Raw genomic sequence first — 21,801 nt, 5'->3', positions numbered from 1 at the left:
TCATCCTTTTAGAGTTTGTTCCAACACGTGCAGGGTATGGTTCAGCTCTGCCTGCTTGGCGCGGGCATCAGAGATCTTGCGTACTGCGTGCAGCACGGTCGTGTGATCGCGGCCGCCGAATAGATCGCCGATTTCGGGCAGGCTCTTTTGGGTTAGCTCCTTGGCCAGGTACATCGCGACCTGACGGGGCAAAGCAATATTGGCCGGCCGCCGTTTCGAATACATGTCGGCGACCTTGATTTTGTAGAAATCCGCCACGGTTTTCTGGATATTTTCCACCGTGATCTGGCCATTCGATACGGACAACAGGTCTTTAAGCGCTTCTTTGCACACATCGACCGATACCACATCGCGCCCGTGAAAACGGGCGTAGGCCAGGACCTTGCGCAGGGCGCCTTCGAGCTCACGCACGTTGCTGCGCAAGTGTTTGGCGATAAAGAAGGCGACCTCTTCGGGCATCGGCACGCCTTCGGATTCGGCCTTGCGCAGCAGAATGGCCACGCGCATTTCCAGCTCGGGCGGCTCGATCGCCACCGTCAGGCCGGAATCAAAACGCGAAATCAAACGGCTGTCGATACCAGCGAGTTCTTTAGGGTAGGTGTCGCTGGTGATGATGATCTGCTTGCGCTGCGCCACCATCGCCTCGAACGCATAAAAGAATTCTTCCTGCGTGCGGCTTTTGCCCGAGAAAAACTGAATATCGTCGATCAGCAGCAGGTCCAGCGAGTGGTAATAGCGCTTGAAGTCGTCAAACGCCTTGCGCTGATAGGCCTTGACCACATCAGACACATATTGGTCCGCATGGACGTAGCGCACGCGCACACCCGTGCCCGCCGCCACCATGGCGTTGCCAATGGAGTGAATGAGGTGAGTCTTGCCCAGCCCCACGCCACCGTACAAAAACAGCGGGTTATAGGAAATGCCGGGATTTTCAGCCACCTGCAATGCCGCCGCGCGGGCCAATTGGTTGGCCTTGCCGGTGACAAAGTTTTCAAAGGTCAAATCGGTGTTCAGGCGCGAACGTTCGTACACCACGCCAGCGGCATCAGCCTGCATCGCCGCTGCCACATTGACTGCGGGTGCTGCAGGAACAGGCGCAACAGCCGCTGGGGCTGGCGGCGCCGCCGCGGCAAGCGCGGCGNCCGCGACTGGACCCGGCGGTGCGGCGCTGGGTACCGGCGCCCGTGGGGCCGTCGGAATACGGGCTGCAGCGCCATTGGCGGGCAACTCGAACGCCACCTGTACCGGCCGCTGAAACCATTCAGCGGCCAATGCCTCGATCTGGTGAGAAAAGTTCTTGCGCACCCAATCCAGCTTGAAGCGGTTGGGAGCGGCTACGCGCAACACTGCCTGCGTTTCGTCGTACGCAAGCGGTACCAGCGGCCGTATCCAGGCGCTGATTTGCTGAGGGGGGAGTTCCTGCTCTAGACGACTGACGCAGGTCTGCCAGAATTCTTTCATGTCGCTCTTATTCAAACCTCGATTCTACCTTGGTTAGGGGCAGGTTATCCACAGGCTATTCTGGTCCCTTCACGGCTCCTTTGCCGTAACTGTTTGACAAAGCAGAGAAAACTTGCTGAAATGATGGGCTTTTCCGAATTCTGTCTGTCAGAAGGTTCTTTTACTACTACGCCTGAGAGGCCCCGCGCCCCTTAGCCACTATGTAGGCCAACGCACAATGCACTGGCCAGGAACCCGTCGGGCAGGTCCCTTCTGACTCTTGTTCTTTTTGTGGATCGTCCATGAAACGCACCTACCAACCTTCAGTTACCCGCCGCAAGCGTACCCACGGCTTTCGCGTGCGCATGAAAACCCGCGGCGGCCGTGCCGTGCTGAACGCTCGCCGCGCCAAGGGCCGCAAGCGTCTGGCCGTCTAAGGTCAGCACCGGGTCTGTTGCGTTTCTCGCATCGACCGCTGGTTGTTCATGCCGCGCGCCACGCTTCCTCCAGAGGCGCGGCTGCATCGCCCCTCTGAGTTTGCTATCGGCCTGAAAGGCCGACGGCTGGCCCGAGGGGCTTTCTTCATTCTCAGTGCCGCCGCGCCCAGTGGCTTGCCCACGGGTCAAGCGGCTCAGGCACGTCTGGGCATGGTCATCGCCAAGCGCTTCGCCGCGCATGCGTCGACGCGCAACGCGCTCAAGCGGGTCATTCGCGAGGCCTTCCGGCATCGCCGGCTGCAGCTGCCCCCCCAGGACTACGTGTTGCGTTTGCACAGCAAGGTGGCACCCATGTCCTTGACGGCACTAAAACGGCTGGCTCGCGCCGAAGTGGACGCTCACTTTGCTCGCCTCAAGCCACGGGAATGACGCCATGCTCAAAGCCCTGCTCATTGCGCCCATCCGGTTTTACCGCTTTTTTCTCAGCCCCTGGCTGGGGCGGCAATGCCGGTTCACGCCGACCTGTTCGGCTTATGCAATCCAGGCGATTGAACAACATGGTGCCTGGCGTGGTCTATGGTTAGCGGCGCGCCGTATTGGCCGCTGTCACCCTTGGTCACCAGGCGGACACGACCCGGTACCGCCTTCGCATCACCCCGATGGGGCCTCATGCTGCGCGCATCATCGCCGCACTGATCCCAATTGACGCTAAACTTGCGGGTTTGCCGCTCCGATTTTGGCCGGCCCGCATACCTACCGTAGGCACCATGGATATCCGACGAACCATCCTGTGGATGATTTTTTCCTTCTCGCTGTTGCTTCTGTGGAACAACTGGCAAGTCCATAGCGGCAAACCGTCGCTTTTCGGGACGCCTCCCGCTTCCTCCAGCGCAGAATCATCCACCAACGGCGCGCAAGCCGGTGCCAACGGACAGGCTGCGACACCGTCGGTGCCCAACGCGCCTGCTGCCGCTGCGCCCAGCACGGTTCCCGGCGCAACGCCAGCACAGGCTCCCGCCCGCGCGGAGCAGGTCGTCATTACGACGGACGTGCTGCGTCTGACTTTCGATACGGCAGGCGCCCAGCTGGTCCGTGCCGAGTTGCTGAAATACCCGACCGCGGGCCAACCCAACAAGCCCACCGTGCTGCTCGATCGCTCTCCCGAGCTGACCTACGTCGTGCAGTCCGGCTTGGTGGGCGCGCCCAATGGCGAAAGCTTCCCCAATCACCAGACACCGTTCCGTCTGACCTCCACCGAGCGCGAGCTGTCGGGCGATGCCCTGAACGTCTCCTTCGAGGCCGAATCCGGTGGCCTGAAAGTCACCAAGACCTATACGCTGCACCGCGGCCGCTACGACATTGACGTCCAGCATGCCCTGAACAACGTCTCGGGCCAGGCGCTGGCGCCTTCGCTGTACCTGCAGCTCGAGCGCGACGGCAATGATCCGGCCGATACCTCCAGTTTCTATCACACGTTCACTGGCGTCGCGGTCTACTCCGAACAAGACAAATTCCAAAAAGTCACCTTCTCGGATATCGCCAAACAAAAGGGCACCTATATCAAGCAGGCCGACAATGGCTGGCTGGCGATTGTTCAGCATTACTTTGCCACCGCCTGGATTCCGCCGGAAGGCAAGGCCCGTACGAACGAACTGCTGCAGGTCCAACCCAACCTGTACGCGGCCCGCAGCATCGAAGCCGTCGGTACGGTGCAGCCCGGCGCGACGACCCAGGTCGACTCGCACCTGTGGGTCGGTCCTCAGGACCAAAAAGCCATGGCCGCGCTGGCGCCCGGACTCGACACAGTGGTCGACTATGGCTGGCTGAGCATCATCGCCAAGCCGCTGTTCTCGCTGTTGACCTGGCTGCACGGCCTGCTGGGCAACTGGGGCTGGGCCATCGTCGCGCTGACCGTCATCATCAAAGCGGTGTTCTTCCCGCTGGCCGCTGCCAGCTACCGCTCGATGGCACGGATGAAACAAGTCGCGCCCCGTCTGCAGGCCCTGAAAGAAAAGTTTGGCGACGATCGCCAGAAACTCAATCAGGCCATGATGGAGATGTATCGCACCGAAAAGATCAACCCCTTGGGCGGCTGCCTGCCCATGGTGGTACAGATCCCGGTGTTCATCGCCTTGTACTGGGTGCTGTTGGCCAGCGTCGAAATGCGCGGTGCGCCGTGGATCATGTGGGTACATGACCTGTCGGTACGTGATCCGTACTTCATCCTGCCGGCAGTGATGATGGCTACGATGTTCCTGCAGATCAGGCTGAACCCCACGCCGCCGGATCCCATCCAGGCCAAGGTCATGATGATCATGCCTCTGGTGTTCGGCGGGATGATGTTCTTCTTCCCGGCGGGCCTGGTGTTGTACTGGTGCGTCAACAACACGCTGTCGATCGCACAGCAGTGGACTATTACGCGCGGTATCGAGCGCAAAGCCGCTGAGGCGGCCAGCCGCTAACGTCCGGCGTCGCCAGGCGAAAGCCCCCGCGTTGCTGCCCAGCACCGGGGGCTTTTGTCATGAGCCCGCATTATTTCGAATCCTTGAGCTTGCGCGCGGCCATGGCCAGCCGGCGATACCGTTCGGCAATCTCGTTGATTTCGTCTTCTTCCATGTCCTCGATATCGACCAATTGGTCGCTGGCACCCTTTAGCGCCATCAGCAACTCATCCAGCTTGACGTGTAAGGCACGGCTATCCTTGTTCTGATTCTGCTGGATCAAAAAGACCATCAGAAAAGTAATGATGGTCGTGCCCGTATTGACGACCAATTGCCACACTTCGGAAAACCCGGTCCACGGGCCAGCCAGCGCCCACAACAGAATGATCAATACAGCGCAGCCAAAGGCCAGGGGAGAACCCGTGGCCCGGGCAACGGCGCTGGCGAAATGATCGAACAGGCGGGCCATCCTCGATTGAGAGGATCCGGTCTGCTGATGTCTATGCTCTCGAGCCGCGGTGCTGCCCGTTAAACGATCGGCCGCGGTATCACGCTGTCGCGCCTTATTGATTTTGTGGTTCATGGCATGCTCCTCTGCAGTGAGGGAAAACCGGAGCCCGCCAAGGTTTCTGCTACAAACCCAAGGCGGACAGCATCAAGAACGTAGCGAATAAAGCGAAATGCGTCATGCCTTCGATGGCATTGGTCTGGCCGTCGTTCAGATTGATGGCGGTCACCACCAGCGTAACCAGCACCATCATGGTCTGGATCGGCGTCATGGCCATCTCGAAGGGTTGGCCGGTATAGAGCGCCAGCGCTTCCATCAGCGGCACGGTAAGAATGACCGTCGACAACGACGCCCCCAGGGCGATGTTCACGACCGACTGCATGCGATTGGCCAATGCCGCCCGCAACGCAGTCAGAATTTCCGGGCTGGCCGAGATCAGCGCGACCACGAGGGCAGGAAACGCCGGCGGAACATCGACATGTTCGAGCGAGACATTCAGCGACTGGGCCATGACCTCCGACAGGGCGCCGATGATCACCACACCTACCACCAACAACCCCACCGACCATAACGTATCGGGGCCACGAGACGGCGGCGTAGCTGCTCGACGCCGTTTTTCGGGATAGGCATAACTGAAAAAATAACTGTGCGGTCCCGTCTGCATACGCAGAAACACCGCATACAGCATGATCATGATGAAAATCGTAAAGCCGGAATAAAGATGCCAGCGATCGCGCGGAACGAACTCGGGCACGATCATGGAAATCGCCATGGCCGTGAGTATCATCACGGTATAGACGCGGCCCGAGTCGTCGTTGTATGACTGTTCGCCATGCTTGATGCCGCCCATCAGCGCCGCCAGGCCGAGAATGCCGTTGATATCGAGCATGACCGCCGCATAGATGGTGTCGCGTACCAAGGTGGGCGAGGTGTCGTGCGACATCACAATACCCAGTACAACCACCTCGACCAACACGGCCGACAACGTCAGCACCATCGTCCCATATGGGTCGCCGAGTCGATGCGCCAGTTGCTCGGCATGAAAGGCCACCCGCTGCGATGCGCAAATGATGGCTATCACCAACAGTGCCGTCGCGACGGCAGCAGTGATAGCGCCGTGAACGGTCAAGCGGTCGCCTGCCGCGTAGGCAATAACCACGGCGACGACAGCCAGCAGCAGCAGTTTTTCCTGCTTCAGTAGTGCTTGCATGAAATTTTCCCGGGTTGGTACGGCAGCTTACTCCCGGGATAGTATTGTGCTCAATCATGACTGCCCACAGCAAATCGCATGCCTGGGGCGTCCGCAAACTGATTGATCTAGCGTTGCATGCCCCAACGCCGTACCGTGACGCGTTCCAACGTATTGAACACGAGATTCTCCACGGCCAGCCCTATCAGTACCACCGCGGCCAAGCCCGCAAACACGCGATCGGTATAGAGCTCATTGCGGTTCTGGAATATGTACCAGCCCAGTCCGCCTTTGCCGCTAGAAGCACCAAACACCAGTTCCGCCGCAATCAGCGTGCGCCAGGCAAAGGCCCAACCGATGCGCAATCCAGCCAGAATCGCAGGCAGCGCCGCAGGAATCAGAATACCCAGGACATACCTCGGTCCCTTCAGGCCATAATTGCGCCCGGCCATGCGCAAGGTTTCTGGCACCGCCTGAAATCCCGAATAAATATTCAATGCCAGCGCCCACAGCACGGAATGAATCAGCACGAACACCAGGCTGCCTTCGCCCAGGCCAAACCACAACAAGGCCAGAGGCAGCAAGGCAATCGCAGGCAAAGGATTAAACATGGCCGTCAGGGTCGACAAGATATCCCGTCCAACGCGCGTCGACACGGCCAACGTGGTCAGCAGGAATGCCAACACAATGCCTGCAACATAGCCCTTTAAAAGCACGGCCAGCGATTGAAACGCACGGGCCGGCAACTCACCATCGATCATGCCCTGTGCAAAGGCCTGAGCCGTCTGCCACGCGCCTGGCAACAGCAAATCATTGTCGGTATAGCGCGCAGCAGCCTCCCATACCAAGGCCAACACCAATAAGATCAGCGTCTTGCGAAACGCCGCATGTTGTCGCAGCCGCTCAAACCAGGACAGGGGGGTTTCTGCCGTTAAACCCGGCAGAGGAGGCAAGACATATTCAACTTCGGGGCGCACCACGGCGCCATCCGCACGAAGCGTCATGGCAGATTCCTTTTATCCAATAAAGGCGCGAGGCCCATCAGCGCTGGGATGCGACGCCTCGCAACCGACAACCCGCCGACACCACCTCGTGGATCAAGCGGCACGCCGCTGCGCTTGATGCTCGGCATGCTGAGGTGAGGGCACATCAAACAACAAATCGTGAATACGCCTCGTGGCTGTTTGAAATGCCGCCGAACCTTGGCTATGCAACGCAAATTGATGGGCGTTCAGTTCCGCGCGCACGCGCCCCGGATGCGGTGACAACAGCAGTATCCGATTGCCCAGCACCAGCGCTTCTTCGATGGAGTGCGTCACGAACAACAGCGTGAAATTTGCTTCTTCCCAGAGTCCCTGCAGTTCTTCTTGCATCTTGCGGCGCGTCAACGCATCGAGCGCAGCAAAGGGTTCATCCATCAACAGAACACGCGGCTGCATGGCCAGCGCACGGGCAATGGCCACGCGCTGCTTCATCCCGCCCGACAGCGTATGCGGATAGGCATCGGCAAACGCCGTCAAACCTACCTTGTCCAAGTAATGCAACGCGCGCTCGCGCGCCTCTGCGCGGCCCAGTTTGCGCGTGGCGACCAACGGAAACGCGACGTTGTGCAACACCGTCTTCCAGGGAGGTAATTGATCGAACTCCTGGAACACAACGATGCGATCAGGTCCCGGACCAGAGACAGCCTTGCCATCCAGCAATATCTGTCCGGCTGCAGGCGGTACAAAGCCAGCAATCGCCTTGAGCAATGTCGATTTCCCACACCCCGATGCGCCCAGCAAAATGTAGCGATCGCCGTCATACACATCGAAACTGACTTCGTGCGTAGCGCGCACGCGGCGCTGCGGCGTCTTGTATTCCAGCGTCAGATCGCGAACCTGCAGCAACGGAGCGTGGGCGGTAGACATTCAGCTTCCCTCGCCAATGGCGGGATCTTCGAAGAAATAATCACGCCAGCTCACAGGCGCATTCTTGATCGCACCGATCTGATGCATGAACTTTGCCAGGCCCAGCGTATTGTTCGGCTGCAGCGTGAATTTCACGTCGGGATTGGTAATGACCTTGATCAGGAAATCGCGATCCAGCTTGGCACCCGTGACACGGATATAGGTGTCGGCCGCCTCTTGAGGGTGAGCCGTCACGTACGTCGCTGCCTCTTGCAAAGCTTGCAGAAAGGCACGATACGTCTTGGGGCTGTCGTTGCGGAATTTTTCCGTAGCGAACAACACTGTTGATGATGCCGGGCCGCCCAATACGTCGTATGAGTTCAGCACGATATGCGCCTTCGGATTTTCAGCCAGCTCCTGGTCTTGAAAAGGCGGATTGCCAAAATGGGCAGAGATCTCCGTTCCGCCGGAGATGATGGCCGCCGTCGCATCAGGATGTGGCACGGCGACCGAGATCGCATCCAGCTTGGCGTATTGGTCATTACCCCATTGCTTGGCCGAAGCCAGCTGCAAGACTCGCGATTGCACTGACACACCCACCGCGGGGACCGCGATACGGTCCTTGTCGGTAAAGTCTGCGATAGTTTTTACGGCCGGGTTGTTCGACACCAGGTAATACGGAAAATTACCCAGCGACGCCACGCCCTTGACGTTCTGCCGGCCATGCGTGCGATCCCAGATCGTCAGCAACGGACCCACGCCCGCTGCAGCAATATCCACACCGCCCGAGAGCAGTGCATCGTTGACCGCCGCACCGCCCGATAATTTGACCCAATCGACTTTGATGTCTACACCGGCTGCCTTGCCGTGCTTCTCAATCAGTTGCTGATCACGTGCGACATTCAACAGCAAATACACCACGCCATACTGCTCGGCAATCCGCAGGCGGCCTTCTTCCGCCACCGCAGGCGTGGGCGAAACGAGCGCCATGATCGCGATCGCGACGGCAAGCAAGCCTGCACCGACGGCGCGGCCCACACGTTGTTTAAGAATATGAGTCATGGCCATGGTCAGAACGGCGTGTCGCCTTCAATAGTGGTTCGGTAGAGTTTGCGGCGCAGATGCGTCGGGGTGCCTGCCGCCAAATGGATCAGCGACCGGTTATCCCAGAACACCAGATCATGTTCGCGCCACTGATGGCGATAAATATGTTCGGGCTTGACGCTGTGGGCAAAGAGTTCTGCCAGGATCTGTTGGCTTTCGTCCTCAGGCAGCCCCTCGATGCGGGTAGTGAAGCCTTCGCTGACGAATAGCGCTTTGCGCCCCGTTTCAGGATGCGTACGCACTACGGGATGCGCGACTTCCTTGACCTGTGCGAGCTGCTCTGGGCTGAGCGTCGGTCGCCAATTTGCCTCTTTCTGCATCTGGCCGTACTTGGCCAGATACGAATGCACCGCTTGACGGCCATCGATAGCGTCGCGCAAGTGCGCAGGCAGCGAGTCGTAGGCCACGTGCATATCGGCAAAGAGCGTATCGCCGCCCTCGGACGGCAACTCTTGCGCATGCAGCAGCGAGCCCAGGCTGGGCAGCGGCTTGTACGAGATATCGGAATGCCAGTATTTGCCGGCATCACCCAAGCCCACCGGTTTGCCGTCTTCGACGATGTTCGAGACGATCAGGATCTCGGGATGCCCGGACAAGTGAAACTGATGCAGTACATGAATCATCAGCTTGCCAAAACGGCGGCTGAAATCGATGTGCTGCTGGGGAGTAATGCGTTGATCGCGAAACACCACCAGATGGTGATCCAGATGGGCGCGATGCACACGCGCAAAGTCGCTGGCGTTCAGCGTGCAGCCTAGATCAATGCCAACGATCTCCGCGCCGATCCCGCCGGGCAGAGGCCGAACCTCGAATGCCTGCGCAGCGTCGTCGACTTCATCAAGGCGTGCCGCGTTGCTACGTGTAGACATGGATTGCTCCGGTATTCAGAGCAATCCATTATGCAAAAGGCTTATTCAAACCCAAACGACGTTATCGGAGTTTAATCAGATCACTTTGTCATATGGGTTTGGAGTTATTAACTTATGCCTTTGCCAAAAATTTCTCGACCAGCTTGACCCAATACGTTGCACCGACCGGCAGCAATGCATCGTTAAAGTCGTAGTTGGGGTTATGCAACTGGCATGGACCCATGCCGTGATAGCTGGCGATCCGGTGGTCCCCATCGCCATTGCCTAGAAACAGGTAGCAGCCCGGGACTTTTTCCAGATAAAAAGAAAAATCCTCGGCGCCCATGAACGCCGGAATATCGCAGTTGACCTGCTCGTCGCCAAACACCTCGCGTGCGAGGTCTGCGGCAAACTTGGTTTCTTTTTCCCAATTCACCAGCGGCGGATATGCGCGCACGAAATCCAGCTCGCCGGTGGCGCCATATACCTGGGGCAGCGTCGTCGCGATGCGGCGCATTCCGTCTTCGATTTTGTCGAGCACATCCACGGTATAGGTGCGCACGGTGCCCCGCAATACGGCATCGCCGGGGATTACGTTATACGCGTCTCCGGCGTGAATCTGCGTGATCGTCAGCACCGCCGATTCCAAAGGATCCTTGCTGCGCGAAATCAAGGTCTGCAAAGCGTGCACCATGTCGGCCGCGATGATGATGGGATCTACCGCGTTATGCGGCTGTGCGGCATGGCCGCCCACCCCACGGATCGTGATATCCCAGCGGTTGCTCGACGCCATGGCCGGTCCGCTGCGAAAACCGAACTGATTGACCGGCATGCCCGGCATATTGTGCAAACCAAACACGGCGTCACACGGAAAACGGTCAAAAAGACCGTCTTCCATCATGGCGCGCGCGCCGGCGTTGCCGCCTTCTTCGGCCGGCTGAAAAATAAAATGTACCGTGCCGTCGAAATTACGATGCTTGGACAAATACTCCGCCGCTCCCAGCAACATCGTCGTATGCCCATCGTGGCCACAGCCATGCATGCGGCCTGCGATCGTCGATTTATGCTCAAAGCGGTTGTGCTCCGGCATCGGCAAGGCGTCCATATCGGCGCGCAACCCCAATGTCTTGCCGCTGTTGCCTGATTTCAGCACGCCCACCAGACCCGTTTTGCCCAAGCCCGTATGCACCTCGATCCCAAAGCTGCGCAGGCGCTCGGCAACCAGTGCCGAGGTCCGCGTTTCCTGGAAAGCCAATTCCGGATGCGCATGGATATCACGTCGCAAAGCGGTCAGGTCAGCATGGGCACGTTCGATTTCGTCTAGAGTTTTCATGGCAGAAGGTAAACAAAATAAAAGGGGTTAGATCCCGTAGGAATCCGCATCCGATATCAAATTTTCAGCACGGCGGGCATACTGCGACCGGAGGCCAGCCATCATCCCGACGGCAAATGGCCCGCTGGCGCGTCATTCAAATGGCAGGCGCTGGCGTGACCTGGCGCCACCGCACGCAACAGCGGCCGCTCCGTGCTGCAACGCGGCATCGCATGCGGGCACCGGGGATGAAAGGCGCACCCAGCCGGAGGCGCCAGCGGCGAGGGTAGTTCGCCCTTGATCGGCCGGTAATCGCGCCGGCCGGGCCGCAAATCCGGCAGTTCTTTCAGCAACGCCTGCGTATAGGGGTGATTCGCCCGGGAAAACACCGCGTCGGTCGAAGCAATCTCGACGATACGCCCCAGATACATAATGGCCACGCGATCCGAGATATGGCTCACCACACTCAGATTATGGCTGATAAACAGATAGGTCAAATCCAGCTCGTGGCGCAATTGGGCGAACAGATTCAACACCTGGGCTTGAATCGACACATCCAGGGCCGCCACGGCCTCGTCACACACGATCACCGACGGCTTTAACGCCAACGCCCGCGCAATGCCGATACGCTGGCGCTGTCCTCCGGAAAACTGGTGTGGATAACGCTGAGCATAAGTCGGGTCCAGCCCCACCTGGCTCATCAGGCCCGCGACATAGCTGGCCTTCTCTCCCGAGCGGATCAGGCCATGCGCCACAGGTGCCTCGCCGATGATGTCGACCACCCGCATACGGGGGTTCAACGAGGCGTACGGATCCTGAAAAATCATCTGCACGCTTAATTCGTACGCACGCCGTTGCGCCGCCGACATCTGCGTCACAGGGGTTCCCTGGTAATCGATCTGTCCCCCTGTCGGCCGCAAAATTCCCGCCACCATCCGGCCCAAGGTCGACTTACCGCAGCCGGACTCGCCCACGATGCCGATCACCTCGCCTGGATAAACATCCAGATCCACCCCAGCGACCGCCTGTACCACCAGCGTTTTCAGGCCTGCGCCAAACAAGTTCGCAATACGGCCCGCCAGGTCGACCGGCTGGACAAAGTGCTGCTCGACCTGCCGCAACGACAAAATAGGCACGGTATTGGCGACAGACACGCTGGAATCCGGTGGCACGAGTTCAACAGTCTGCACTAGCGTTCTCCTGCATGCCAGCAACGTGCCCAATGCCCGGGCCGATGTTCCACCGCCTCGGGCGCCTGCGTACAGGCATCGGTCGCGCGATGACAGCGCGTGCGAAAGGCACAGCCTTGCGGCAGATTCAATAACGAGGGCGTCATGCCAGGTATCGGGTCCAGGGGCTGGCCGCGCGTGTTCGGTGTGGGGATAGACGCAATCAAGCCATGCGTATAGGGGTGCAGGGCATGGCTGATCACGGCCTCGGTCGTTCCGGTTTCTACGACACGGCCCGCATACATGACCGCCACACGGTCTGCCAATCCTGCCACGACGGCCAGATCGTGAGTAATCCAGATCAGTCCTGTCCCCGTCTCGCGGCACAGCTTCTGCATCTCATACAGGATCTGTCCTTGAATCGTCACATCCAGTGCGGTGGTCGGCTCGTCCGCGATAATCAGGCGAGGCTCATTCAACAACGCAATCGCGATCGCCACCCGCTGCCGCATACCGCCCGACAATTGATGAGGATAGGCACGCAATCGTTCCTGAGGCGAGGGGATGCCGACTTTGGTCAAGACCTCCAATGCACGGGCCTGTGCTTGCGTGCGGCTGACGCGCCGATGCGCCAGCACCGTTTCTATCATCTGCGTATCTACGCGCAATACGGGATTCAGCGTCATCATCGGATCTTGAAAGATCATCGCGATATCGTTGCCGCGCAGCTCGCGCCAGCGTTGTGCCGATGCCTGACGCAAGTCTTCGCCGTTGAAACGGATCTCGCCTTCGACGACCCGGCCAGGCGCATCAACCAGACCCAACAAGGAAAAACCCGTGATGCTCTTGCCCGAACCGGACTCCCCGACCAATCCCAGAATCTCACCCGCTCCCACCGACAGATCCACACCGTCGACGGCCTTGACCACTCCCGCGCGGGTGAAGAAATGCGTTTTCAGTCCACGCACCTCCAACACCGTCCTGCCGTCACGGTTCGCAGCACTCACAGGGGCCGCTATGGGAGCACTATCGCGATGGTCAATGGTCGTTTGAGAGCTCATAGTCGTCCGCTGCTCAAGCCGCGTTATGCGGATTCAATACATCACGCAGATGATCGCCCACCAGATTGATGCCGATAATCGCAATGGCCAGGGCGATGCCGGGAAAGAAAGAAATCCAATACAGTCCCGACAGCAGATATTCAAAGCCATTGGAAATCAACATCCCCAGCGAGGGTTCCGTCACCGGCACGCCTACGCCCAGAAACGACAGCGTGGCTTCCAGGGCAATGGCATGCGCCAAATCGATCGTCGCAATCACAATGAGCGGCGGCATGCAGTTGGGCAACACGTGGCGAAACAACACGCGCCCCCAACCCAATGACATGCAACGGGCGGCCTCGACATATTCCTTGCCGCGTTCGACCAGCGCGGCTCCGCGCGCTGCGCGTGCAAAGTAGGCCCACTGCACCACCACCAGCGCAATGATGACCTTATCCACACCCTTGCCCAGGATAGCCAGCAAAATCAAGGCCACCAGAATCGCCGGAAACGACAACTGGATATCCACAGCCCGCATCAAGAATGCATCGATGCGGCCGCCAAAGTATGCAGCGATCAAGCCGACCGTAGCGCCGATCGCAAATGCCGCCAGCACGGAAATCGAACCGACCATCAGGCTCGTGCGCATGCCATACAGAATCGCCGAGAACACATCCCGCGCCTGACCGTCGGTACCCAACCAATAGGTCATGCTGCCATCGCCACTCACGCTGCCGGGCGGCAATTTGGAATCGAGGATATCCAACGTGGCAATATCAAAGGGATTCTGCGGTGCGATCCATGGCGCGAATATCGCTGCGCCTACCGTCAACAGCAGCAGCACGACGCCGAACAGCGCCAATTTACTGGCACAGAAGTCCGCCAGAAACCGGCGCAGCGGCGTTTCCACCCGCGCGACGGGCGCAGATGTTGTCGTTGTCTCGACAGGGGAAACCGGCGTCGTCATGTTCGACGCTCCAGACGTACGCGCGGATCCAGCACGGTATAGATAATGTCCACCACCAGATTCAGGATAACCAGGAAAAATACAATCAACATCAGATAGGCCACCACCACAGGGCGATCCAGATTGATGATGGAATCAATCAGCAGCTTGCCCATGCCTGGCCAGGAAAATACCGTTTCTGTCACGACAGCAAACGCCACGACCTGCCCAAACTCCAGCCCCGCAACGGTGACGATCGGAATCAGGATGTTCTTGAGCAAATGCACGCCTAGCACACGCTTTTCCGCGAGCCCTTTGGCACGCGCAAACTTGATGTAGTCCATGGGCAGCGCCTCGCGCGTGGCCGCCCGTGTGACGCGCACAATCATGGCGCATTTGGCCAATGCAATCGTGGACGCCGGCAAGATCAGGCTCGCCCATCCATCCAGCGTCAACACGCTCAGCGGCACGCCCAACACCGACACCGTGTCGCCGCGCCCGCTCGCCGGCAGCCACCCCAGCGTGACGGCAAAGAGCATGATCAACATCAAGCCGACCCAGAAATTAGGCAGGGAAAATCCCAGCACCGAGCCCGTCATGATGGCGCGAGAACCTACCGCCTTGGGCCGCAAGCCCGCGACGATGCCTAGTGGCACACCGATCAGCACAGACATCAGCATGGCCACACAGGCCAGCTCGAGCGTGGCCGGCATGCGCTCCAGGATCAGGCGCATCGCCGGCTCGCCCGTCAAAAAGCTATTGCCAAAATTGCCCTGCACAGCATGACCGATGAACACCAGATACTGCATCCACAACGGCTTGTCCAAGCCCAGCGATACGCGGATTGCTTCACGCTGCGCATCGGTCGCCTCGGGGCTGGCCAACATCGAAATCGGATCGCCCACCAGATAAATCCCGGTGAACACCAACGCCGACATGACCAGCAGCACGATCAGCGTCTGCAACAGCCTGCGAATAATAGTGGCCAGCACGTCGATGCGACTCCTGGCTTACTTCTTTACGGTCGCGTATTGCACCAAGGTAGTCTGATCCGGCCGGCCCTGGTAACGGACATCGTCCTTCATCGCCCATACGGACAGCTCAAAGTGCAAGGGCAGCAGGGCATAGTCATCCATCGCCATATTGCTGGCCTGTTGCAGTAATGCCGAACGCTTGGCGTCATCCATCGTCCCGGCGGCCTCACGCGCCAACTTATCCATCTCCGGGTTCGAGTAACGCCCGCGGTTGGTCGTACCCTCGCCCGCATCGGGATTACGCGTCATCAGCAACGAGGCCAAGGGGTTCAACATCTCGCCACTGGTTACCGACCAGCCCGCCAGATAGGCGCTGAATTCATAGCTGTCGCGCTTCTTGAAAAACACCGAGGGCGCCAAGGCTTCGACGTTGGTTTTGACGCCAATGCGCGACCACATGGACGCCACGGCCTGCGCGACCTTGGAGTCATTCACGTAGCGGCCCGACGGCGCACCCAAGGTGATCGCAAACCCATCGGGATAACCGGCCTCTTTCAACAGGGCCTTGGCTTTCTCTACATCCGCCTTCGGCGCCTCGGCATGCTCTTTAGACGAACCGAACATGGGATAGGGCAGCATATTGCCCGCGGCCTTGGCCACACCGCCCATCACGCGATCGACGATGGCATCGCGATTGATGGCCAGCGACAGCGCCTCGCGCACACGCTTGTCTTTCAGCGGATTTTTCTGCAGGCCCGGGATGCCCGGCGTAGGTTCGGCGAATTGATCCATCGCCACATACATCACGCGCACCGATGGCGTTTCTTCGATGTACAGCTTCTTGTTCTTTTTCAGATTGGCCAGATCATCCGTTGGAGGATCTTCGATCAAGTCCACATCCCCGGCCAACAACGCCGCCACCCGGCCCGCCGCGTTGGACATCGGGCGATAGATCACCCGATCCCATGCAGGCGCAGGGCCCCAGTAATTTTCATTGCGGGCGAAGACCAGCTCAGCACCACGCTTCCACGACACGAATTTATAAGGGCCCGTCCCCGCCAGCCCGTTGCCGCCGTTGAGTTCTGTCGTGGTTTTACCTTCGGGAGCGGGTCCGGATGCCGCCGTCTTGGACAGAATCGGCAACTGCGCCAAGTTGATCAGCAGATTTGGCGCAGGTGACTTCGTCGTGATGCGCAGCGTCAGCGGATCCACCGCTTCGGTCTTGGCCACCGAGCCCAAATACAAAGTAAACGGCGACGGACTATTCGGAACCTTTGGGATGCGATCATAGCTAAACACGACATCGTCGGCCGTAAACGGCGAGCCGTCCGAGAACTTGACGTTCGGGCGCAGCTTGAAGGTCCAGACGTTCCCGTCTACCGTCCAGGACTCTGCCAAAGCAGGGATCGGCTGCAGCTTGGAATCCGAGCGCACCAGAGGATCGAACAGCGTTTGAGAGATCTGCGTATTGGGCGTCAACGCATGGTATTGCGGATCCATCGAGCTGGGCTCGGTCTTGAGTGCCACCACCAGATCGCGCGCAACAGCGGAACTCATCGCCCCCAGTGCCATTACAGCCGTCAATGTCCCGCCCGCCAATAAACGTAACCAATGTGACGCCATCGTGCTCTCCCTAGCCTGTGCTGTAGGTTGGACTGCCTAGGGCACATTAACCAGCAAACAGGCGCGTGCGCAACAGTTATATTCCCTTATTGCCGTCTTGAATGAATCCCCCCATGTCCTTATCCACACAGGTCCCCATCGCTGCCATCGCCACCGCGCCAGGCCGCGGCGGCATTGGCGTTGTCCGGGTTTCCGGCCCCGATTTATCGGCCCTGGCACGCCGCCTGTTCAACCGCGAACTCACACCGCGTCACGCCCATTATTTGCCCTTCACCGCAGAAACCGGCGAACACCTGGACGAAGGCATTGCTATCTATTTCCGCGCTCCCCAGTCTTATACGGGCGAGGACGTACTGGAGCTGCAAGGCCACGGCGGGCCGGCCGTATTGCGGCGCATCCTCGATCGCTGCCTGCAGGCGGGCGCGGACATGGGCGTGCGTTTGGCCGAGCCTGGCGAATTCACTCGCCGCGCCTTTCTGAACGATCGCATGGATCTGGCCCAGGCCGAGGCTGTTGCCGATTTGATTGATGCCTCATCAGTAGCCGCGGCGCGCGGCGCCATGGCCTCGCTGTCAGGGGAATTCTCGGCGCAGGTCAATGCACTATCGGATCGGATCATTCACCTGCGCATGCTGGTCGAAGCCACACTGGATTTCCCCGAAGAGGAAATCGATTTTCTAGAGAAATACCAGGCACGTCCCACGCTGGAGGCGCTGGCGGCAGACCTCGCCACATTGATCGCGCAGGCGCGCCAAGGCGTCATCCTGCGCGAAGGGCTGCACGTCGTACTGGCGGGCAAGCCCAATGTGGGCAAGTCCAGCCTGCTCAACGCGTTGGCCGGCGACGACATCGCCATCGTCACGCCGATCGCCGGCACCACCCGCGACAAGGTCGTGCAGGAAATCCATATCGATGGCGTGCCCCTGCACATCGTCGATACGGCCGGCCTGCGCGAGACCGACGACACCGTCGAGAGCATCGGCATCGCCCGCACCTGGAAAGAAATCGAACGCGCCGACGTCATCCTGCATTTGCAGGATGCAACCCAACCGGCCGACGAACTCGACGCGCAAATCGTCGCCCGCCTGCCGGCACGCACACCCTTGTTGACGGTATTCAACAAGGTGGACCTGCTCGATACGCCTTTCGTGGCGGGCCCTCAGCAGTTAGGTATCTCTGCCCGCGAAGGGGTAGGGCTGGACGCGCTACGCGACAAGCTGCTGGCCTTGGCCGGCTGGAACCCCGGCGCAGAATCCCCCTGGTTGGCCCGAGAACGCCACGTACGCGCATTACAGGACGCGGCCGAACACTTGACCACTGCCACCGAACACGCGGCCCAGGATGACCGCGTATTGGATTTGTTCGCCGAGGAGTTGCGCCTGGCGCATGACAGCCTGAGCAGTATTACGGGACGGTTTACCAGCGATGATTTGTTAGGTGAGATTTTTTCCAGTTTTTGTATTGGAAAGTGATTCGCCTTTCCGGCCGGTCGAATCGAATCTCGCTCTCCATCGCGGGCTCGGCTACCTTTCCCTGGCGAAACAAATCTCCCGCTGCAGCGGGAGATCGCGTAAACCGTTCAAGATCATGTCCTGATGCTTTGCCACCGCGCTGCCTTGCTCGGTGGCCCGCCGGCTCCAATGAATCGCCTCACACAGACCGCCCGAAATCGAATCCCCATACAACACCGGTCCCGCCAACAACACGCTAGCTAACATTTCCTGGGCAGGCAGGTCTCCGGCATAGCCTGCTTGTCGCAGCAATATCAACATCGCAGGGTAATCCCCCACACTCCTAGCTTCCAGGGCGAGCTGGTAGGCCTGCTCTGGTGTAACGGATGTATGCTCGGCCGCTTGCGCGTGCGTTCCGGCGTACAAGGCGAGACTCGCCGCCAAGCACCATTGCATCAACGCGTGGACTCGACGCGATCGGCTGTCACGTGCAGTCCGATTGAGAAACGATACTGAGATCATGGAAATCTCCTTGTCGAAAATTAGACTTAGCAGATCACGGCGCAAACCGCATGTCACCGATCAAAAGAACGGCCGCGATGCCAACTCGAACCCCAGCACCGCCAAGAACATCAAGAAGCATTGTTTAAACCGCTTGGGACTGATCCGTGCCCGAACTTTCTGCCCAGCCCACATGCCTATCAGCGCCGGAACGATCGCCAACGTGGAAACCCCGAGTTGGTTCAGATGAAATGCGCCATGCACCATCAGGCCAGCCGCCAAAGCCATGGTGGACACGGTGAAGGACAGCCCCAGGGCCTGAACCAATTCGTCTTTATCCAAACCAAGTGCCTGTAAATAGGGCACCGCCGGCATGACGAACACTCCGGTCGCGCCGGTAATCGCTCCCGTTACAACGCCGATCACGGGCGACAACCAGGGTTCTGCCCGCACAGAGACAGACAGGGCAGGGCCGAGCAGGGCGTATAACGCATAGACGATCAACGCCACACCCAGAGAGAATGCGGACCACAATGGGTCGACCCGCACCAATAGCGCAGCGCCGCCCACTGTCCCCACCACAATCGCCAGCATCATCGGCCACAACCGGCGCAGCAAGCGTGCCGTTGCCGGACCGGACAATAATTGCCAGACATTGGTCACAAATGATGGGATGACCAATATCGCGGCGGCTGCCGCAGGCGGCATAACGGTGCCCAACAAGCCCATCGCTACGGTAGGCAGTCCCATGCCTGTAACACCCTTGACCAGCCCAGCCGCCAAAAAGGTCAACGTGAACCAAAAATAGAAATTCGCAGATTCATTCATGCTCCTATTGGAGTCTCACTCGCAACTTGGCACAATGCGGTTTTCGGGTACTTGCCTTCGGATTATCCGAAGGCAAAAAGACAGCAGGAGACACCATGCGGCTCGATCTGGCGGATCTTCATCTATTCCTTTGCATCGTGGATGCGGGCAGCATTACCCGAGGCGCCGCACACGCCAATCTGGCGCTGGCCTCTGCCAGTGAACGGCTGCGCAACATAGAGGCCGATGCGGAGGTCCCCTTGCTGCAGCGCCATTCACGCGGTGTGATCACCACCGAAGCAGGCGAAGCGCTGGCTCATCACGCCCGCCTGATCCTGCGCCAACAAAATCTGCTCAAAACCGAGCTGAAAGACTTTTCCACAGGCGCGCGCGGCACCTTGCATCTCTATGCCAACACGGCCGCGCTCACCGAATTCCTGCCACCACGGCTCGCCCCCTGGCTCGCCGCACGTCCTCGATTGCATATCGACCTGAAAGAACGCACCAGCACCGAAATCATCACCGCCATTACTGCCGGTCTCGCCGAGGCGGGCATCGTATCCGACGCCGTAGACGCCCCCGGCCTGCAACGGCAACCCATCGCAAAAGACCACCTCGTTCTGATCATGCCTGCCGGACATCGCCTGGCACACCAGCGCAATCTCCGCTTGACGGACATTCTGCATGAATCTTTTGTCGGACTGGCTCCAGGCAACGCACTGCAAGACCACATCAACCAATATGCCCAGGCGGCAGGTAAACCCCTGAACCTGCGGATCCGTATGAAAACCTTTGAGGGGCTCTGCGAGATGGTGGCTCATGGTGTCGGCATGGGCATCGTTCCGCAGACGATTGCGCAACGCTATCGTCGCAAACACGACTATCGCACCGTCGTGCTAGCCGAAGACTGGGCGTGCCGGCAGCTGTGTGCGTGCTTTCGGGACTGGCGCGAATTGTCTGCGCCGATGCGAAGCCTCCTCGCTCATCTGGGTGCAGTCCCGAACTCGCCTCACATCGGTGCATCGTGATGCACCATTTGTGGTCCTGCGCACCACATTGAGGAATGCCTTCAGACAAGGTCTTTTGTGACATTGGTTCTTCGATAGCCGGGATGAATTCCGTCGCACTGGCACGCTTGTTGCTTGATCTCTGACGCCGAATACCGTTTGGCATCACGGCTTGTTCCTATCCCAAGCAATAGCACCTTGGCCTTTGCGGTCCGAGCATGCTTCTTAAACGACAGAATCCGTTTGTCCGCTACAGGAAACCAATATGTCCTATCTGGCTCCTTCAGAGTTCGTCACCAAGATGGTGGATGCAGGCGAATCGAAGATCTACATGGCAACGCGCGACGCCTTGATCCGCGCCTGCATGGCAGGCGCCATCCTCGCCATTGCTGCGGTATTCGCCGTGACGATCAATGTGCAAACCGGTTCTCCCCTGCTGGGAGCTGCCATGTTTCCCGTGGGCTTTTGCATGTTGTATTTAATGGGATTCGATCTGCTGACGGGCGTCTTCATGCTCACCCCGCTGGCTTGGTTGGAAAAGCGTCCCGGGGTGACTCCCGGCGTCATCCTGAAACACTGGGGCGTCGTCTTCATTGGCAACTTCATCGGCGCACTGACCGTCGCCGTCCTCATGGCCATTATTTTTACTTATGGGTTTTCCATTCCTGCCGGTAAGGTCGGTGAAGTCATCTCGCACATCGGTGAAAACCGCACACTGGGCTACAAGGAATACGGCGCGGCCGGCATGTTGACGATTTTCATCCGTGGGATCCTGTGCAACTGGATGGTGTCGCTGGGCGTGGTTGGCGCCATGATCTCTACCAGCGTCAGCGGCAAGGTCATCGCCATGTGGATGCCCATCATGCTGTTTTTCTATATGGGTTTCGAACACTCGGTGGTCAACATGTTCTTGTTCCCATCAGCGTTGATCCTGGGTGGAAATTTCTCTGTCATGGATTATCTGATCTGGAACGAAATTCCGGTGGTGCTGGGTAACCTGGTCGGCGGGATTTCGTTGACTGGGCTGACGCTATACACCACCCACATGAGAACCGCCCCCAAACGCCGTTTTGATTGATCGCAATACCGATAATCGCGTCATCGTCAAAGATACC

22 protein-coding genes and 1 pseudogene are annotated in these 21,801 nt (G+C 59.1%); 7 read left to right on the top strand and 16 right to left on the bottom strand.

The window, feature by feature from the left end; all coding sequences use genetic code 11:
- Window positions 1-1,141, bottom strand: a pseudogene (dnaA, locus tag ACNA0J_RS16245) (chromosomal replication initiator protein DnaA); the annotation flags it as partial.
- A gap of 1 nt (window position 1,142) precedes the next feature.
- On the bottom strand, window positions 1,143-1,461 hold a 319-nt coding region (locus ACNA0J_RS16240), incomplete at its 3' end, for a DnaA N-terminal domain-containing protein (protein WP_415819906.1).
- A 281-nt stretch (window positions 1,462-1,742) separates the two neighbouring features.
- Here ACNA0J_RS16240 and rpmH point away from each other — a divergent pair.
- The 4 genes from rpmH to yidC all read left to right on the top strand — a co-directional run bounded on the left by rpmH (window position 1,743) and on the right by yidC (window position 4,339).
- Window positions 1,743-1,877 carry a 50S ribosomal protein L34 gene (gene rpmH / locus ACNA0J_RS16235; protein WP_003800771.1) on the top strand — a complete coding sequence of 45 codons (135 nt, stop codon included), beginning with the start codon at window positions 1,743-1,745 and terminating at the stop codon, window positions 1,875-1,877.
- A 48-nt stretch (window positions 1,878-1,925) separates the two neighbouring features.
- Window positions 1,926-2,306 (top strand): ribonuclease P protein component, encoded by a 381-nt coding sequence (locus ACNA0J_RS16230; protein WP_415819905.1) that lies wholly within the window; start codon window positions 1,926-1,928, stop codon window positions 2,304-2,306.
- Window positions 2,307-2,310: 4 nt separating this feature from the next.
- Complete coding sequence (yidD, locus tag ACNA0J_RS16225) at window positions 2,311-2,583, top strand: membrane protein insertion efficiency factor YidD (RefSeq protein ID WP_415808211.1); 273 nt, start codon at window positions 2,311-2,313, stop codon at window positions 2,581-2,583.
- Window positions 2,584-2,644: 61 nt separating this feature from the next.
- On the top strand, window positions 2,645-4,339 hold the full coding sequence (yidC, locus tag ACNA0J_RS16220; protein WP_415819904.1) for a membrane protein insertase YidC: 1,695 nt from the start codon (window positions 2,645-2,647) through the stop codon (window positions 4,337-4,339).
- 70 nt (window positions 4,340-4,409) lie between these two features.
- On the opposite strand, the gene ACNA0J_RS16215 is transcribed toward yidC, so the two are convergent.
- The 12 genes from ACNA0J_RS16215 to ACNA0J_RS16160 all read right to left on the bottom strand — a co-directional run bounded on the left by ACNA0J_RS16215 (window position 4,410) and on the right by ACNA0J_RS16160 (window position 16,920).
- The gene (locus ACNA0J_RS16215) at window positions 4,410-4,901 is read right to left on the bottom strand and encodes a low affinity iron permease family protein (RefSeq protein ID WP_415819903.1); all 492 of its coding nucleotides are present in this window, start codon (window positions 4,899-4,901) and stop codon (window positions 4,410-4,412) included.
- Between the two features lie 49 nt (window positions 4,902-4,950).
- The gene (locus ACNA0J_RS16210; protein WP_415819902.1) at window positions 4,951-6,036 is read right to left on the bottom strand and encodes a calcium:cation antiporter; all 1,086 of its coding nucleotides are present in this window, start codon (window positions 6,034-6,036) and stop codon (window positions 4,951-4,953) included.
- A gap of 107 nt (window positions 6,037-6,143) precedes the next feature.
- Window positions 6,144-7,019, bottom strand: coding sequence for an ABC transporter permease (locus tag ACNA0J_RS16205; protein WP_415819901.1), 876 nt, complete (start codon window positions 7,017-7,019; stop codon window positions 6,144-6,146).
- A gap of 93 nt (window positions 7,020-7,112) precedes the next feature.
- Complete coding sequence (locus tag ACNA0J_RS16200) at window positions 7,113-7,925, bottom strand: ABC transporter ATP-binding protein (RefSeq protein ID WP_415819900.1); 813 nt, start codon at window positions 7,923-7,925, stop codon at window positions 7,113-7,115.
- Window positions 7,926-8,972, bottom strand: a complete 1,047-nt coding sequence (locus tag ACNA0J_RS16195) for an ABC transporter substrate-binding protein (protein WP_415819899.1) — start codon at window positions 8,970-8,972, stop codon at window positions 7,926-7,928.
- Between the two features lie 2 nt (window positions 8,973-8,974).
- Window positions 8,975-9,877 carry a TauD/TfdA dioxygenase family protein gene (locus tag ACNA0J_RS16190; RefSeq protein WP_415819898.1) on the bottom strand — a complete coding sequence of 301 codons (903 nt, stop codon included), beginning with the start codon at window positions 9,875-9,877 and terminating at the stop codon, window positions 8,975-8,977.
- 112 nt (window positions 9,878-9,989) lie between these two features.
- Window positions 9,990-11,189 (bottom strand): M20 aminoacylase family protein, encoded by a 1,200-nt coding sequence (locus ACNA0J_RS16185; RefSeq protein ID WP_415819897.1) that lies wholly within the window; start codon window positions 11,187-11,189, stop codon window positions 9,990-9,992.
- Between the two features lie 101 nt (window positions 11,190-11,290).
- Window positions 11,291-12,358, bottom strand: coding sequence for an ABC transporter ATP-binding protein (locus tag ACNA0J_RS16180; RefSeq protein ID WP_415819896.1), 1,068 nt, complete (start codon window positions 12,356-12,358; stop codon window positions 11,291-11,293).
- On the bottom strand, window positions 12,358-13,398 hold the full coding sequence (locus ACNA0J_RS16175) for an ABC transporter ATP-binding protein (protein WP_415819895.1): 1,041 nt from the start codon (window positions 13,396-13,398) through the stop codon (window positions 12,358-12,360). The genes ACNA0J_RS16180 and ACNA0J_RS16175 overlap by 1 nt, the downstream gene beginning before the upstream one ends.
- Before the next feature lie 13 nt (window positions 13,399-13,411).
- Window positions 13,412-14,344 (bottom strand): ABC transporter permease, encoded by a 933-nt coding sequence (locus ACNA0J_RS16170; protein WP_415819894.1) that lies wholly within the window; start codon window positions 14,342-14,344, stop codon window positions 13,412-13,414.
- Entirely contained in the window at window positions 14,341-15,315 is a 975-nt protein-coding gene (locus ACNA0J_RS16165; protein ID WP_415819893.1) for an ABC transporter permease, read from the bottom strand. Before ACNA0J_RS16165 ends, ACNA0J_RS16170 begins: the two co-directional genes overlap by 4 nt.
- Before the next feature lie 18 nt (window positions 15,316-15,333).
- The gene (locus tag ACNA0J_RS16160; protein ID WP_415819892.1) at window positions 15,334-16,920 is read right to left on the bottom strand and encodes an ABC transporter substrate-binding protein; all 1,587 of its coding nucleotides are present in this window, start codon (window positions 16,918-16,920) and stop codon (window positions 15,334-15,336) included.
- A gap of 113 nt (window positions 16,921-17,033) precedes the next feature.
- On the opposite strand from ACNA0J_RS16160, the gene mnmE reads away from it, so the two are divergent.
- Window positions 17,034-18,392, top strand: coding sequence for a tRNA uridine-5-carboxymethylaminomethyl(34) synthesis GTPase MnmE (mnmE, locus tag ACNA0J_RS16155; RefSeq protein ID WP_415819891.1), 1,359 nt, complete (start codon window positions 17,034-17,036; stop codon window positions 18,390-18,392).
- A 51-nt stretch (window positions 18,393-18,443) separates the two neighbouring features.
- Here mnmE and ACNA0J_RS16150 read toward each other — a convergent pair whose 3' ends face one another.
- Both ACNA0J_RS16150 and ACNA0J_RS16145 read right to left on the bottom strand, forming a co-directional pair.
- On the bottom strand, window positions 18,444-18,893 hold the full coding sequence (locus ACNA0J_RS16150) for a sel1 repeat family protein (RefSeq protein WP_415819890.1): 450 nt from the start codon (window positions 18,891-18,893) through the stop codon (window positions 18,444-18,446).
- Between the two features lie 60 nt (window positions 18,894-18,953).
- Complete coding sequence (locus ACNA0J_RS16145) at window positions 18,954-19,700, bottom strand: sulfite exporter TauE/SafE family protein (protein WP_415819889.1); 747 nt, start codon at window positions 19,698-19,700, stop codon at window positions 18,954-18,956.
- A 95-nt stretch (window positions 19,701-19,795) separates the two neighbouring features.
- Between ACNA0J_RS16145 and ACNA0J_RS16140 the strand changes: the two genes are divergently transcribed.
- The gene (locus ACNA0J_RS16140; protein ID WP_415819888.1) at window positions 19,796-20,707 is read left to right on the top strand and encodes a LysR family transcriptional regulator; all 912 of its coding nucleotides are present in this window, start codon (window positions 19,796-19,798) and stop codon (window positions 20,705-20,707) included.
- Between the two features lie 244 nt (window positions 20,708-20,951).
- Window positions 20,952-21,764, top strand: a complete 813-nt coding sequence (locus ACNA0J_RS16135) for a formate/nitrite transporter family protein (protein ID WP_415819887.1) — start codon at window positions 20,952-20,954, stop codon at window positions 21,762-21,764.
- Window positions 21,765-21,801: the final 37 nt, after the last annotated feature.

Origin of the sequence: Bordetella tumbae, from assembly GCF_965139195.1 — a bacterium.
Classification (GTDB): Bacteria; Pseudomonadota; Gammaproteobacteria; order Burkholderiales; family Burkholderiaceae_B; genus Bordetella_A; species Bordetella_A tumbae.
This window is presented reverse-complemented; position numbering and strand designations above follow the sequence as displayed.

Coding starts and splice junctions, on each gene's coding strand:
- rpmH (WP_003800771.1), top strand. CDS start 1,743: ATGAAACGCACCTACCAACCTTCAGTTACCCGCCGCAAGCGTACCCAC.
- ACNA0J_RS16230 (WP_415819905.1), top strand. CDS start 1,926: ATGCCGCGCGCCACGCTTCCTCCAGAGGCGCGGCTGCATCGCCCCTCT.
- yidD (WP_415808211.1), top strand. CDS start 2,311: ATGCTCAAAGCCCTGCTCATTGCGCCCATCCGGTTTTACCGCTTTTTT.
- yidC (WP_415819904.1), top strand. CDS start 2,645: ATGGATATCCGACGAACCATCCTGTGGATGATTTTTTCCTTCTCGCTG.
- ACNA0J_RS16215 (WP_415819903.1), bottom strand. CDS start 4,901: ATGAACCACAAAATCAATAAGGCGCGACAGCGTGATACCGCGGCCGAT.
- ACNA0J_RS16210 (WP_415819902.1), bottom strand. CDS start 6,036: ATGCAAGCACTACTGAAGCAGGAAAAACTGCTGCTGCTGGCTGTCGTC.
- ACNA0J_RS16205 (WP_415819901.1), bottom strand. CDS start 7,019: ATGACGCTTCGTGCGGATGGCGCCGTGGTGCGCCCCGAAGTTGAATAT.
- ACNA0J_RS16200 (WP_415819900.1), bottom strand. CDS start 7,925: ATGTCTACCGCCCACGCTCCGTTGCTGCAGGTTCGCGATCTGACGCTG.
- ACNA0J_RS16195 (WP_415819899.1), bottom strand. CDS start 8,972: ATGGCCATGACTCATATTCTTAAACAACGTGTGGGCCGCGCCGTCGGT.
- ACNA0J_RS16190 (WP_415819898.1), bottom strand. CDS start 9,877: ATGTCTACACGTAGCAACGCGGCACGCCTTGATGAAGTCGACGACGCT.
- ACNA0J_RS16185 (WP_415819897.1), bottom strand. CDS start 11,189: ATGAAAACTCTAGACGAAATCGAACGTGCCCATGCTGACCTGACCGCT.
- ACNA0J_RS16175 (WP_415819895.1), bottom strand. CDS start 13,398: ATGAGCTCTCAAACGACCATTGACCATCGCGATAGTGCTCCCATAGCG.
- ACNA0J_RS16170 (WP_415819894.1), bottom strand. CDS start 14,344: ATGACGACGCCGGTTTCCCCTGTCGAGACAACGACAACATCTGCGCCC.
- ACNA0J_RS16160 (WP_415819892.1), bottom strand. CDS start 16,920: ATGGCGTCACATTGGTTACGTTTATTGGCGGGCGGGACATTGACGGCT.
- mnmE (WP_415819891.1), top strand. CDS start 17,034: ATGTCCTTATCCACACAGGTCCCCATCGCTGCCATCGCCACCGCGCCA.
- ACNA0J_RS16150 (WP_415819890.1), bottom strand. CDS start 18,893: ATGATCTCAGTATCGTTTCTCAATCGGACTGCACGTGACAGCCGATCG.
- ACNA0J_RS16145 (WP_415819889.1), bottom strand. CDS start 19,700: ATGAATGAATCTGCGAATTTCTATTTTTGGTTCACGTTGACCTTTTTG.
- ACNA0J_RS16140 (WP_415819888.1), top strand. CDS start 19,796: ATGCGGCTCGATCTGGCGGATCTTCATCTATTCCTTTGCATCGTGGAT.
- ACNA0J_RS16135 (WP_415819887.1), top strand. CDS start 20,952: ATGTCCTATCTGGCTCCTTCAGAGTTCGTCACCAAGATGGTGGATGCA.